We start from the raw sequence: 13,480 nt of genomic DNA, 5'->3' as shown, positions 1-13,480 counted from the left end.
GGGGGGATGAGCCATGTCGGTGCTCTCCCGCGCGGCCGCGCCGCAGGCCACCCATGAGGTGGCCGTCGCCGTCGCCGCGCTCCTGACAGACCTGCGCACCACCGCGCCGCGCCAGCTGTTCGGGGATCCGCTGCAAGCGGATGGCGCTGCCCTACAAGAGGTTTCATCCGACGCAGCGGTAGCCGATACCGAAGCCGTTTCCGCCGGGACGGCGCAGGGGGCCACCCCGACCCGCGTACCGTTGGGGCCCACCGGATTGGGCACGGCTTCGGCATTCATCCGTAAGACAACGCCGATTATCACCGAGGAGCAAGCGATCCCCGATGGCACGTCGCCACACACCTCCTCGGATCAGCCTGCGGCCGCCAGATCAGCGCGAATCCCCCCGGGGCCTACGGGATTGGGCACCGAATCGTATTACTTCCAGCGTGCCGAAGCCCCGATTCCACCGCTGTATTGTCCGCCACCGTTGCGTGACGACCCGGTACTCGCGCAGGCGGTCAACGACGGAATCGTGGCGTGGGCGAGGGAAATCGGGCTCTACGAGGGTCGCCTGGACGAGTTACGCGACGCGGACTTCGGGCGCCTGATCATGCTCGCCCATCCGGATTGCGGCGATCCGGATCGGCTGCTCGCGGCAGCCAAATGCGCGGTGTCCGAATGGTCGGTGGATGACTACTACTGCGAGGAGGATGCCGACGATCGAGCGCCCGACGGGACGCCGTCTAGTGCGGAAGCCGAGCTGGGGCCCCGACTGGAATTGGCCGCCGCGGCAATAGATCCCGTTCATCTCCCCGTGCGCTACGCCGCACAGCTGGAGCAGGCGCTGGACGCGGATCCGATCCTGCGGGCCTTTCGCACCTCCTTCGAACACCTCGCGCACTACGCGACCCCGGCCCAGCTGGCCCGGCTACGCACCGAGATAGCTGGGTGGTTCATCGCGCTGGGCGCCGAGGCGGGCTGGCGAACCGCCGGGCGGATGCCGCCGGTGTGGGAGTACCTCACCAACCGTCAACCGCACAGTTTCCTACCGTGCATGGCACCGATCGATGTGGTCGGCGGTTATGAGCTGCAGGCCGCCGAATACACCGACCCACGGGTCCGCCGGGTCGTCACCACGGCGGCGCTGGCCAGTCAGATGGTGAACGACCTCTACTCGATGGCGCGCGAAGACCGTTCGGACGGAAGGGAATTCAATCTGCCGACGGTGCTTGCCGCCGAGGAGCGCTGCTCGCGGCGCGAAGCGGTACTGCACACCGCCGCCGTGCACGACGAACTGGTGCACCGATTCGAAGCCGAGGCGGCACCGCTGGCCGCGGCGGGCTCTGCCGAACTACGCCGCTTCCTCGGCGGACTGTGGGCCTGGATGGGCGGCAACCGCGCCTGGCACGCGGACAGCAAACGCTACAACGAATCGCATTGAGCAGCACCGCAACCTGAGTACTTCCGCGACGAGAGGGGTTGATCTCCGATGACCACGTTCGACTCGGGCACCGATGCCGTGCTCCGTACCAGCTACCAGAAGGCCGTTGCCGCGTACTGGAACAACAACCCCAACGACGACCGCGTCAACACCAAACTCGGCGAGGTGGACGGGCTCTACCACCACCACTACGGCATCGGCGCGCCCGATCCGTCCGTGCTGACCGGCCCGGAAGAGACCCGCCAGGAGCGAATCGTCGAGGAACTGCACCGACTGGAAACCGCCCAGGCCGCGCTGCTGCTCGACCACCTCGGCGACATCCGCCCCGACGACCGGCTGATGGACGGCGGCTCCGGCCGCGGCGGCACCAGTTTCATGGCCAACCAGCGCTTCGGCTGCCAGGTCGACGGCGTCACCATCTCCGAATATCAGGTCCGTTTCGCCAACGAGCAAGCCGTCCAGCGCGGCGTTGCCGACAAGGTGCGGTTCCATTTCCGGAACATGCTGGAAACCGGGTTCGAGCCGTGGTCGATGCGCGGCATCTGGACCAACGAGACCACCATGTACGTCGATTTGTTCGACCTGTTCCACGAATTCGCCCGACTGCTCGAACCCGGCGGCCGCTATGTGTGCGTTACCGGCTGTTCCAACGACGTGACCGGTGGCCGCTCGTCCTCGGTCAGCTGGATCGACGCGCACTACGGCTGCATGATCCATCCGCGCAGCGAATACTTTCGCGCGATGGCCGAGAACAACCTGGTGCCGGTCGACGTGACCGACCTCACCGCGGCCACCATCCCCTACTGGGAGCTGCGCACGAAATCCGAGCTGGCGACCGGCGTCGAGCGGCCGTTCCTGACCGCCTACCGGGAGGGCAGCTTCCAATACCTGCTGATCGCCGCCGATAAGGTGGGCAGGTGACCGACACTCTCGCCCAGCCGATCACCGACCGCGAGGCCCTGCCCGTCGAGCTCGTCGACGATGAGGGCAACGCGATCGGCACCTGCCCGGTATCGCAGGCGCATCAGTCACCGGGACAACTGCACCGCGCGTTCTCGGTGCTGCTGTTCGACAACGCCGGGCGAGTGCTGTTGCAGCAGCGTGCCGCGGTCAAGACCCGCTTCCCGTCGCAGTGGGCCAACACCTGCTGCGGCCATCCCGCGCCGGGCGAGCCCGTCGTGGCGGCGGCCACCGTTCGCCTCGCCGAGGAGATGGGGTTGGCGACCACCCTCACCGAGGTGGGCGTCTACCGCTATCACGCCGAGGATGCGGCGACCGGTCGCGTCGAGTTCGAATGGGACCACGTCCTGGTCGGGCTGCTCGCCGCCGGTTCCCCTCGGCCCGATCCGGCAGAGGTCGCCGCCTATGTGTGGATCCAGCCGGACGCATTGCGGGACGCACTGACGGATGATCCGGACGCCTACACGCCGTGGTTGGTCGGCGTCCTCGACGTCGCCGAGCAAGCGCTCACCGGGCGGTCGCCGCGCTGAGCCGACCCGCGCCGGTGCGGACGCCGGGGCCGAGGCAACCACCGATCATCGCCGGGGTCATCTCGTAGTCGGCGGTGATCAAGACCCGGCTGCCCTGGCCGAGCCCGGCGACCACGTCCAACGTGCCGACCGTCGGCTGCTGGGCAGTCACCGGCCACGGGCCCCACAGCCTGCTCGTCTCGCCGTTCGACCAGAGCACGTCGACGGTGATCGGGCCGTCCGCCGGAAACATGCAGTGCGACGTCGCGACGTGCGTGCCGGTGAAGGTGCCGCCGGTGATGCCATCGGGGCCGCCCGTGCAGTCGCGGAGCACACCGACGGAGGTGAACGTGAGCTCGCGCGGCGTCATGTCGATCGCGCCGTCCATTGCGGTCCAGCGGAACTCACCGTGCGCGCAGCTACCCCCGGGCGGTAAGGCGGATGCCGCACCGATGCCGAACGGGACGAGGACTGCGGCAAATACGGCCGCGGTTGCGGCGATCTTCGCCAGCTTCAACACTCCGGTACCTCTTCTCGCGGGCGGGCCCTTTCGAGCGACCTGCGGGCAGCCGCTAGCGATGGACCTGCGGGAACGGTGGAGCCGAGCAGGGTGAGAATCCCACACCGTCCTTGCTCGTCTTGGTCCGACACACTTGTCGGTGAGTCGGGACTTGAAGACGTGCCGACGTGCTTTAATGCGCATATCTACGTAGGAACATGCGATTAATCCTGAGAGAACTCATAGGAACGGCACAGGCTATGACCAGGTCGGCCTTGCATTGTGGGAGGTGTTGAGGTTCGCGGCGAAGTGAGGTGCGCAATGGTGGAAGTCGAAGTCACCGGTACGACCGTGACGATCCAGGTGCTCGGTGGGCATCAGGTGCTTGCTTTGCGTGAGCACATCACCTTCGATCTGGCGAACATCACGGCGGTGACGAGGGCCGAGGTCGATCGGCGTCCGCCGTGGGTTCGGGCGCCGGGCACCTTCTTCCCCGGCGTGATCGCCGCGGGGACATTCCGCGGCAAGGGCCGTAAAGAGTTCTGGGACACCCGATTCGACGGGCGCGCGCTGCGCATCGAATTGGCCGGTACCGACTTGACCCGGATCGTCGTCGATGTCGACGATCCCGATGCCGCACTCCAGATGCTGAAGACCGCCGTCGCGGCTTGAATCTCACGTTGCCGATCGGAGCATGCTGGCGGCTAGATCGGTGTGTGACGCTCAGGAAACGTCTCTCCTAGAACCGGCCGTCGCGTGGCCGGGGTATTCACGAGCCCTCGGCACGACGTGCGATTCTGGATCGGGATACGTACTACAGAGAGTTTCCGATGACGGTTTCGGCAGCACAGTTCGTAGATCGCCGGTTCGCGACCCTGGTCGCCGAGTTCGACCGGCTCTTCCGGCGACCCACCGACGGCGGCGGGGCGCTCGCCGTCTACCTGCACGGCGAGCCGGTGGTCGATGTCTGGGCCGGTTACGCGCGACCGCAGGTGCCGTGGGCGCGCGACACCGTGGCCATGGCCTATTCCACCGGCAAGGGTGTGGCCAGCACCGTGCTGCACCGGCTTGCCGAGCAAGGCAAGGTCGCCTACGACGAACCGGTCGCGACGTACTGGCCGGAATTCGGGGCCGCGGGCAAGGAGCGCATCACCGTTCGCGAATTGCTCACCCACCGTGCGGGATTGCATCGGCTGCGTGGCCTGCTGCCGGGTGCGTTCGACCGGTTCTTCGACGATGCGGCCGTGACGGCGGCGCTGGCCGCGGCGGAGCCGGATCCGCGACGTCTGGTCACCAGCGGCTATCACGGAATCACCTTCGGGCACTTGGTCGCCGAGCTGATCCAGCAGATCACCGGCACCGAATTCACCGAGGTACTGCGTACCGAGATCGCTGAACCGCTTGCGGCGGAAGAACTCTGGTTCCGGGTACCGGAGGCCGAGCGCGACCGCATCGCCACCAACTTTCCCCGGCTCACCGTCGCGGGAATGAGCTGGGAGAACAGCTCCCGACTGCTCGGCAGGACCAGGTTCGCGGCCGCCATGGACACCACCCCGAAAGGCTTTGCCGAGCTGGTTTCCGATCCGCGCCTGCATGATTCGGTGATGCCCGGCGTCAACGGCGTCTTCTCCGCCCGCTCCTTGGCCCGCCTCTACGGCGCACTCGCCAACGGCGGACAACTCGACGGATACCAGCTGCTGCGCCCCGAAACCATCACCGCCATCAGCGAACGCCAGATCTTCACCCCCGATTACGTTCTCGCCCTGCGCATCCCCTGGGCCCTCGGCTACCACGCCGTACCCATGAAACCCTCCAAAGCCGACCCCATCTCCGCCTTCGGCCATTTCGGTCTCGGCGGCTCCGGCGCCTTCGCCGACCCCGTCACCGGCATGTCCCTCGGCTTCGTCACCAACCGCCTCGGCGGCCGCCTCACTCCCCTTGGCGACGCCCGCCTAGCCCGCCTCGGCGCCCTCGCCCACAACCTCGCCAAGGCAGCTTGACCGGGCGGGACATGGCCGCGGCATCGTCCGGGTGGTCGAGTGCGGAGGGGTTCCGCCGGGGAATCGTGGGACGTATTGAGGGTGGGATGGCAGCATGGGCGGCATGGAGTTGGTCGGGATGGAACGGATCGTGGCGGCTGCGGAGTTGCTGGGGCCGGTGATTCGGAAGACGCCGGTCGTGGCGTCGCGGGTTTTGTCGGGACGTGCGGGGGCGGAGGTGACGCTGAAGTGCGAGAACTTGCAGCGGACCGGGTCGTTCAAGCCGCGCGGCGCCTATAACCGGATTGCCAATCTTCCGGCAGAGGACCGCGCTCGCGGAGTGGTTGCCGCGAGTGCGGGCAACCACGCGCAGGGGGTGGCCTGGGCAGCAACCTCACTGGGGATCACCTCGACGGTGTACATGCCGGTCGGTGCCTCGCTGCCGAAGCTGGCCGCCACCAAGGCGTACGGGGCCGAGGTGCGGCAGGTGGGTGAGACCATCGACGAGGCCTTGGATGCGGCCCTCGAGTTCGCCGACCGCACCGGCGCGACGCTGATCCATCCGTTCGACCACCCGGACATCGTGGCCGGGCAGGCGACGGTGGCGCTGGAGATCCTGGAACAGATCCCCGACGTCGGCACGGTGATCGTGCCGACCGGTGGCGGCGGGCTCATCGCGGGCATCGCGGTGGCGATGCATCATCTGGCACCGCAGGTCCGGGTGATCGGGGTGCAGGCGGCGGAGGCCGCGGCCTGGCCCGGCTCGCTGGCCGCGGGCAAGCCGGTGCGGGTCGGGCGGATGTCGACGATGGCCGATGGTATTGCCGTTGGGCAGCCGGGCCAAGTGCCGTTCGTGCACGTCGCCGAGCATGTCCCGGCAATGCTGACCGTCGACGAGGATTCGCTGTCCAAGGCACTACTGCTGTGTCTGGAGCGGGCGAAGCTGATCGTCGAGCCCGCGGGCGCGGCGGCGGTCGCCGCGCTGATGAGTTGCGCCGCAACGGATCTCGAGATGAAAGGCCCCGTCTGCGCGGTACTGTCCGGCGGCAACATCGACCCGCTGCTGCTCACCCGCTTGATCGGCCACGGTCTGAGCGCCGCAGGCCGCTATCTCGCGGTCCGCGTGACGATCTCCGACCGACCTGGCGGCCTGAGCGCACTCCTCGCCGTCGTCGGCAAAACCGGCGCCAGCGTCGTAGACGTCTCCCACTCCCGCACCGGCACCTGGCTAGCCCTGGACGAGGTAGAAGTCTCCCTCACCCTCGAAACCCGCGGCCCCAACCACCGCGACGACGTCCTCACCGCCCTCGACAACGCCGGCTACTCCGTCCGAGTAGAGGACTAACCCCACCCACAACCCGAACGGGACATCACCGCACCAAACATCAAGTAGGCCCACCGTCATGTCCCCCTCGGCCACACCACCTGCACCGAACGGGACGCGGCTGTGGCAAACGTCGAGTGGGTGCCGTGATTTTCTGGTCGGCGAACGGGTGGGCCGAAGGGCCGACCGCGACGGGTGTCGCGGTCGGCCACCCCTCATCGGGCCGTCAGCATTTGCGTTTGTAGAAGTACTTCGAGTTGGCTTCCATGTCCGACTGGGTGATGGCGATCATGTCGGTCTGGATTTTTCTGGTGACCGGCTTGCCTTCGATGGCGGCGGCGGCCTGGTCGACGCCCTTGGCGCCGATGCCTGCGGGGTCCTGGGCGATAAGTGCTTGCACGGTACCGGCTTTCAGGTCCTCGACCTGTTTGGGGCTCGCGTCGAAGCCGACCAGTTTGACCTGGCCGAGCTTGTTCGCGTTGCGCAGGCCGGTGGCCGCGCCCTCGGCCGAGCTCAGGTTGGTGGCGAAGATGCCTGCCAGGTCCGGGTGGGCGGCCAGCGTCGCGGTGACGATCGACGCCGCTTGGGCCGCTTCGTTGTTGTTGTACTGCACGCCGAGCGAGCGAATGCCGGGGTAGTTTTTGACCGCTTCCTCGAAGCCCTGCGCCCGCGCGTCCGTGGTCGACGTGCCCGCCTTGGTATTGATCACCAGCACGGGACCCTTCTCCCCCACCAGCTTCGCCAGGGTCTGCGCCGCGAGTTCGCCACCCTTCTTGTTGTCCGACGAAATCGACGCCGCCGCAACGGAAGTGTCGTCGAGCGCGGTGTCAACCTCGACGATCTTGATGCCGGAGTCCTTGGCCTGCTTGATCGGATTGGCCATGGCGGTGGCGTGGGTCGGCGCGATCAGGATGCCGCCGGGCTTGTTCGCCACCACCCCGGTCAACACCGGCGTCTGCGATCCGGCATCGAATTTGGTCGGCGCCTGCGTGTCCAACTTGTAGCCGAGCTTCGCCGCCTGTTCCTGCGCACCGCACTGCATCGAGATGTAGAACGGCTCGTCGGCAACGCCGGGAATCAGCACCAGCTTCTTGCTGTCGTTACCACCCGAATCCCCCACCTGCCCACTACACGAGACCAGCAGCGCGCCGACCGACACCACCGTGCCGATCATCATCGCGGTCCGCTTCATTTGGCTACCTCCGCCATAGTGTGTTGTTTCCTATTTCCGATCGCGGGCCCGGCGGCGCAGCTGGTCGAACCAGACCGCCGCGACGAGGACCACGCTCACCGCGATCGGCTGCCAGAACACCGGCACCTGCGCGATGACGAAACCCTTCTTCAGCACCGACGGGATGAACACGCCGATCACGGTGCCGACGATCGAGCCGACTCCGCCGAAAAGGCTGGTGCCCCCGATCACTACGCCGGCGATCGCGTCTAGATTGTCGGTGGTGTGCCCGCCGATGGTGGTGGTGCCGAAGTAGGCCAGGTTCATGAAGCCCGCCAGACCGGCGAGCACACCGGTGAGCAGATACACCGTCACCAGATGCCGGGTGACCGCGATGCCGGAGCGGCGAGCGGCCTCCTCGTTGGAGCCGATCGCGTAGGTGTAGCGGCCGAAACGGGTGGTGTGCAGCACCCACGCGGCGACCACCGTGACCACGGTGGCGACCAGCACCAGGTTCGGCACGCCGCCCAGCGTGGTACCGAAACCGAGTGTGTCACGCAGGTTTTCGGGCACCGTCCGGGTATCGACACCACCGGTGATCAGTTGGGCGGCGCCGAGCGCGGCGCCGAACGAGCCGAGCGTGACGATCAACGGCGGAATCTTGGCCTTGGCCACCAGCAATCCGTTGAGCAGCCCCCAAACACCGCCTCCCGCAACGGAAAGCAGGAAACCGATGCCGATGATCCCCCAGCCCGCACCGGTGGCATCCTGGTCCGGGCTCAGCCACTCCATGGATTTCGCGCCGATCACGCCGGAAAAGATCAGCACCATGCCCACCGAGAGATCGATGCCGGAGGTGATGATCACGAACGTCATCCCCACCGAAAGCACCAGCAGCACCGAGGTTTCGATCAACAACGTCTGGAAGGTGAACCGGGTGGGGAAGGCGTCGGGCCGGATGACGCTGAACACGATGCACAATGCGACGAGAACGACGCCGATCCACACCGTACTCGCGCCTAGAAGCCGTTGCAGGGCAGTGCGTTCGGGCAGTTCCGGCCCGCCATTGCCGTTGACCTCGACGGACATGACCTCACTCATGCCTGCGCCTCGCTGACGCTCGGCTCCGGCATGTGCGATGCACGCGGTAATATGATTCGTTCGCTACGCTCACTCATGCGACATCCTGTGTCTTGCGGTAGTTCGAGGCGATGAGCGCGGCGCGCTGGTGGCTCATGCCGACCCCTCCTGTGACAGCGCGCCGGTCATGGCGCCCACCAATTGCTCGAGCGTGGCCTCCGCCGCGGTGAACCGAGCCACCCGCCTGCCGAGCCGAAGCACTTCGATGCGGTCCGCGACCGCCAATACCTCCGGCATGTTGTGGCTGATCAGCACCACAGCGATGCCCTGATCACGGACCCGGCGGATCACCTCGAGCACCCGCTCGCGCTGGACCACGCCCAGCGCGGCAGTCGGCTCGTCCATGAACACGACCTTGCTCGCCCACATCACCGCCCTGGCCACGGCGACGCTCTGGCGCTGCCCACCGGACAGTGAGCCGATCGGCACGTCCGCGCTCTGCAGGGTGACGCCGAGACGCCGGAAGTGTTCGACCGCTTGGGCGCGCATGGCGGTCCGGTCAAGCATCCCGAGCTTGCCCGCCAAGCCCTTACGCACCAGTTCGCGACCGAGGAAGAGGTTCGCGGCCGGGTCGAGGTCGGGAGCCACCGCCAGATCCTGATACACGGTTTCCACGCCGAGTTTCCGCGCGGCCGTCGGCGTATTCAGTACCACCTGCTTGCCGTCCAACAGAATTCGGCCGGAATCGGGCTGTTCGGCACCGGAAAGGCATTTCACGAGTGTGGATTTGCCCGCCCCGTTGTCACCGATCAAGGCAACGACTTCACCGGCACTCACCTGAAAGTTCGCGCCGCGCAACGCCTCGACGCCGCCATAGCGCTTCACCAGTGCATCGGCCTGCAACGCGACGGCGGATCCGCCCGTCGAATCGGCTTGGGTAGCGGCATCGTCCGAGGTCATCGGCCACATCCGCGCGCACACAGCCGAGCAAACGTCCAGTCCATCGCCCGATGCTACGTTCGGCCCAGCGTCTCATGGGACGTATTCGGCAAAATGCAGGCGGCGCAACGCCGCCCCGCTTTCCGCGGTACGAAAACAATGCACTCAACGCCCGTGCCGACAGCTCATCGGGTAGTGGATCGCGAATCCGCTGGATTCGAACGGCGAAAGTAGCCGTCTTTCGCGGGAACCACCAGCCCCATACCGCGCCAAAGGAAATGCACGGATTCCGGTCACCGCATCAGAACGCGCATCGAGGTGTGCCGATGGTGTCGGTCCGCTAGCTCAGTGCTCGCCGCCGAGCTCCAGCGCGAGTACCCCGATGATCACCAGCCCGATCCCACCGACCTGGATCAAGGTCAGTCGCTCATCCAGGAAGAGCACTCCGATGATCGCGATGGCGGCGACACCGACCGCCGACCAGATGCCGTACGCGACACCGATCTGCATGCCGCGTTTCAACGCCTGCGACAGGAACCAGAACGCTGCCCCGTAGCCGATGACCACGATGATCGACGGAACGAGCTTGGTGAATCCGTCGGAAATCTTCAGCGAAACAGTTGCGGTCACCTCGGACGCAATGGCAAATGCCAGCAGAAGCAGGGTCATGGCGGCAGCGTAACTTCAGCTCAGCCAGGCGCGGAGCTCGGCTGTGGTGCCGGCGATTTCGCTGAGTTGGTGGGTGACCTGGGTGCCTGCTGTGCCGCCTCGGGCGTTGCGGGAGGCGATGGAGCCCTGAACGGTGAGGACCTCGCGGACCTTCGGGGTGAGGGCCGGGTCGATGGCGGCAAATTCTTCGTCGGTGAGGTCGGCCAGGCCGACGCCGCGGGATTCGGCCGCGCGGACGCAGGCACCAGCCGCCTCGTGCGCGACACGGAAGGGAACGCCCTGGCGGACGAGCCATTCGGCGATGTCGGTGGCGAGCGTGAAACCGGCGGGGGCGAGTTCGGCCATCCGGTCGGTGTGGAAGGTGAGGGTGGCGACGAGGCCCGCGATGGCGGGCAGCAGCAGCTCCAGTTGCGCGACCGAGTCGAACAGGGGCTCCTTGTCCTCCTGCAGGTCACGGTTGTAGGCCAGTGGCTGCGCCTTCAGAGTGGCCAGCAGACCGGTGAGGTTGCCGATGAGCCGGCCCGCCTTGCCGCGGGTGAGCTCGGAGACGTCCGGGTTCTTCTTCTGCGGCATGATCGAGGAGCCGGTAGACCAGGCGTCGGCGAGCGTGATGTAGCCGAATTCCGGTGTGCTCCACAGGATCACCTCTTCAGCCATGCGGCTGAGGTCGACACCGATCATGGCCAGCACGAACGCGGCCTCCGCGGCGAAATCGCGCGAGGAGGTGGCGTCGATCGAATTCGCCGCGGACGCATCGAAATCCAGTTCCGCGGCGATCGCCTCCGGGTCGAGTCCGAGGGACGAACCGGCCAACGCACCGGAACCGTACGGCGACACCGCCGCCCGCTTGTCGAAATCGCGCAGCCGGTCGATATCACGCAGCAGCGGATGCGCGTGCGCCAGCAGATGATGCGCCAGCAGCACCGGCTGCGCGGCCTGCAGGTGCGTCTTGCCCGGCATCACCGCATCCGGATGCGCGCCCGCCTGCGCGACCAGCGCGTCCACCACGTCGAGCACACCGACCGCGACCCGGCGGACGCCGTCGCGCAGCCACATCCGGAACAGCGTGGCCACCTGGTCATTCCGGGAACGTCCGGCCCGCAGCCGCCCGCCGAGCTCCGCGCCGACCCGTTCGATCAGCCCGCGCTCCAGCGCGCCGTGCACGTCCTCGTCGGAGTCGGCGGGGGTGAACGCGCCCGAATCCACGTCCGCGGCAAGCTGATCCAGCCCCGCCAGCATCGCGGCAAGGTCGCTCTCCGAGAGCAGCCCGGCCTTGTGCAGCACCCGCGCGTGCGCCTTGGACGCGCGAATGTCGTACGGCGCCAGCACCCAGTCGAACTGCGTCGACTTGCTCAGCGCCGCCATCGCCTCGGCCGGTCCGGACGCGAATCGCCCGCCCCAGAGCGCACCGGTATTCGTGCTGCCGCTCTGCGTCATCGTGTGCTGTCTCCTCGGATTGCGGTGATCAGTGAAGGCGCCGCACTCGGTTACTTCTGGTTCAGATCCCGGCGCGCGGCGACCTTGGAGGACAGTCCGTGGATCTGGACGAAGCCCTTGGCCAGCGACTGGTCGAAGGTGTCGCCCTCGTCGTAGGTGGCCAGGTTGAAGTCGTAGAGCGACTGCTCGGAGCGACGGCCGTTGACGATCGCGTTGCCGCCGTGCAGCACCATCCGGATGTCACCGGAGACGTGTTCCTGGGTTTCGCCGACGAACGCGTCCAGCGCGCGCTTGAGCGGCGAGAACCACAGGCCGTCGTAGACCAGCTCGCCCCAGCGCTGCTCGACCTGCCGCTTGTACCGGCCGAGTTCGCGCTCGACGGTGACGGCCTCGAGCTCCTGGTGCGCGGTGATCAGGGCCATGGCGCCGGGCGCCTCGTAGATCTCCCGGCTCTTGATGCCGACGAGCCGGTCCTCGACCATGTCGAGGCGGCCGACGCCCTGCCGCCCGGCGCGGTGGTTCAGCTCGACGATCGCCTCCAGCACGCTGACCTGGCGGCCGTCGATGGCGACCGGAATGCCCTTCTCGAAGGTGACGATGAGCTCGTCCGGCGCCTCGAAGTTGACCGTCGGGTCGGCGGTGTAGTCGTAGACGTCCTTGGTCGGCGCGTTCCACAGGTCCTCGAGGAAGCCGGTTTCCACCGCGCGACCCCACACGTTCTGGTCGATCGAGAACGGGGACTTCTTGGTGACGTTGATCGGCAGCGCGTTCTCCTCGGCGAAGGCGATGGCCTTCTCCCTGGTCCACGCGTAGTCCCGGACCGGGGCGATCACCTCCAGGTCCGGCGCGAGCGCGCCGATGCCGACCTCGAAGCGCACCTGGTCGTTGCCCTTGCCGGTGCAGCCGTGCGCGACGGTGCTCGCACCGTGGAACTTGGCCGCCTCGACCAGGTGCTTGACGATGAGCGGGCGGCTGATCGCCGAGACCAGCGGGTAGCGGCCCATGTAGAGCGCGTTCGCCTGGATGGTCGGCAGGCAGTAGTCGTTGGCGAACTCGTCACGCGCGTCGACCACGATCGCCTCGACGGCGCCGCAGTCCAGCGCTCGCTGGCGCACCACGTTCATGTCCTCGCCGCCCTGGCCCAGGTCGATGGCCACGGCCACCACCTCGGCACCGGTCTCCTTGCCGATCCAGCTGATCGCCACGGAGGTGTCCAGCCCACCTGAGTAGGCGAGTACGACGCGTTCGGACATGGTCTGTGTGCTCCTCGGTTTCGATGCTTGGCTACGAAAATACGGACCGGCTTCCCGCCACAGCGGCCCGCGCGTCCTACAAATGATTATGCATGATGATGCAAGCCCATTCACAACGGGGGTCCGGCGGGTCCCCCGCGTGCCGCGAATCGTTCGCGAAAGTCACTGCCCATCAAGCGAATTACACCCTTGGCGAGCCTTCCCGGTTATGCGACCCTGAGAGCGGAAACCTTCGGG

The 13,480-nt window shown here is 67.0% G+C and carries 13 protein-coding genes; 6 read left to right on the top strand and 7 right to left on the bottom strand.

Annotated features, from left to right (window positions below; genetic code table 11):
* Positions 1–13: 13 nt before the first annotated feature.
* From KV110_RS12995 to idi, 3 genes are read left to right on the top strand one after another with little or no spacing between them, the layout of a single operon-like run.
* Positions 14–1,423: a family 2 encapsulin nanocompartment cargo protein terpene cyclase gene (locus KV110_RS12995; RefSeq protein WP_218476228.1), complete on the top strand. Its 1,410-nt coding sequence runs from the start codon at positions 14–16 to the stop codon at positions 1,421–1,423.
* Positions 1,424–1,471: 48 nt separating this feature from the next.
* Positions 1,472–2,344, top strand: coding sequence for a geranyl diphosphate 2-C-methyltransferase (locus KV110_RS12990; protein ID WP_218476226.1), 873 nt, complete (start codon positions 1,472–1,474; stop codon positions 2,342–2,344).
* Positions 2,341–2,913: an isopentenyl-diphosphate Delta-isomerase gene (idi, locus tag KV110_RS12985; RefSeq protein WP_218476225.1), complete on the top strand. Its 573-nt coding sequence runs from the start codon at positions 2,341–2,343 to the stop codon at positions 2,911–2,913. Before KV110_RS12990 ends, idi begins: the two co-directional genes overlap by 4 nt.
* Here the strand turns inward: idi and KV110_RS12980 are convergent.
* The gene (locus KV110_RS12980) at positions 2,891–3,412 is read right to left on the bottom strand and encodes a hypothetical protein (protein WP_218476223.1); all 522 of its coding nucleotides are present in this window, start codon (positions 3,410–3,412) and stop codon (positions 2,891–2,893) included. The genes idi and KV110_RS12980 overlap by 23 nt on opposite strands.
* A gap of 300 nt (positions 3,413–3,712) precedes the next feature.
* On the opposite strand from KV110_RS12980, the gene KV110_RS12975 reads away from it, so the two are divergent.
* The 3 genes from KV110_RS12975 to ilvA all read left to right on the top strand — a co-directional run bounded on the left by KV110_RS12975 (position 3,713) and on the right by ilvA (position 6,715).
* The gene (locus KV110_RS12975) at positions 3,713–4,063 is read left to right on the top strand and encodes a hypothetical protein (protein WP_218476222.1); all 351 of its coding nucleotides are present in this window, start codon (positions 3,713–3,715) and stop codon (positions 4,061–4,063) included.
* A 158-nt stretch (positions 4,064–4,221) separates the two neighbouring features.
* A complete protein-coding gene (locus KV110_RS12970) occupies positions 4,222–5,391 on the top strand; it encodes a serine hydrolase domain-containing protein (protein ID WP_218476221.1) in 1,170 nt (389 codons plus the stop codon).
* A 94-nt stretch (positions 5,392–5,485) separates the two neighbouring features.
* Positions 5,486–6,715, top strand: a complete 1,230-nt coding sequence (gene ilvA / locus KV110_RS12965) for a threonine ammonia-lyase (RefSeq protein WP_218476220.1) — start codon at positions 5,486–5,488, stop codon at positions 6,713–6,715.
* A gap of 205 nt (positions 6,716–6,920) precedes the next feature.
* Here the strand turns inward: ilvA and KV110_RS12960 are convergent, their stop codons facing one another.
* From KV110_RS12960 to KV110_RS12935, 6 genes are all read right to left on the bottom strand, one after another.
* Entirely contained in the window at positions 6,921–7,886 is a 966-nt protein-coding gene (locus KV110_RS12960; RefSeq protein WP_218476219.1) for an ABC transporter substrate-binding protein, read from the bottom strand.
* Positions 7,887–7,916: 30 nt separating this feature from the next.
* Positions 7,917–8,966, bottom strand: a complete 1,050-nt coding sequence (locus KV110_RS12955; RefSeq protein ID WP_218476218.1) for an ABC transporter permease — start codon at positions 8,964–8,966, stop codon at positions 7,917–7,919.
* A 132-nt stretch (positions 8,967–9,098) separates the two neighbouring features.
* Positions 9,099–9,905 (bottom strand): ATP-binding cassette domain-containing protein, encoded by an 807-nt coding sequence (locus KV110_RS12950; RefSeq protein WP_218476217.1) that lies wholly within the window; start codon positions 9,903–9,905, stop codon positions 9,099–9,101.
* 324 nt (positions 9,906–10,229) lie between these two features.
* A complete protein-coding gene (locus tag KV110_RS12945; RefSeq protein WP_218476216.1) occupies positions 10,230–10,553 on the bottom strand; it encodes a DMT family transporter in 324 nt (107 codons plus the stop codon).
* Positions 10,554–10,568: 15 nt separating this feature from the next.
* Positions 10,569–11,990, bottom strand: a complete 1,422-nt coding sequence (argH, locus tag KV110_RS12940; protein ID WP_218476215.1) for an argininosuccinate lyase — start codon at positions 11,988–11,990, stop codon at positions 10,569–10,571.
* A 50-nt stretch (positions 11,991–12,040) separates the two neighbouring features.
* Complete coding sequence (locus KV110_RS12935) at positions 12,041–13,243, bottom strand: argininosuccinate synthase (protein ID WP_218476214.1); 1,203 nt, start codon at positions 13,241–13,243, stop codon at positions 12,041–12,043.
* Positions 13,244–13,480 lie beyond the last annotated feature (237 nt).

It is taken from the genome of Nocardia iowensis, from assembly GCF_019222765.1.
In the GTDB taxonomy this organism is placed as follows: Bacteria; Actinomycetota; Actinomycetes; order Mycobacteriales; family Mycobacteriaceae; genus Nocardia; species Nocardia iowensis.
This window is presented reverse-complemented; position numbering and strand designations above follow the sequence as displayed.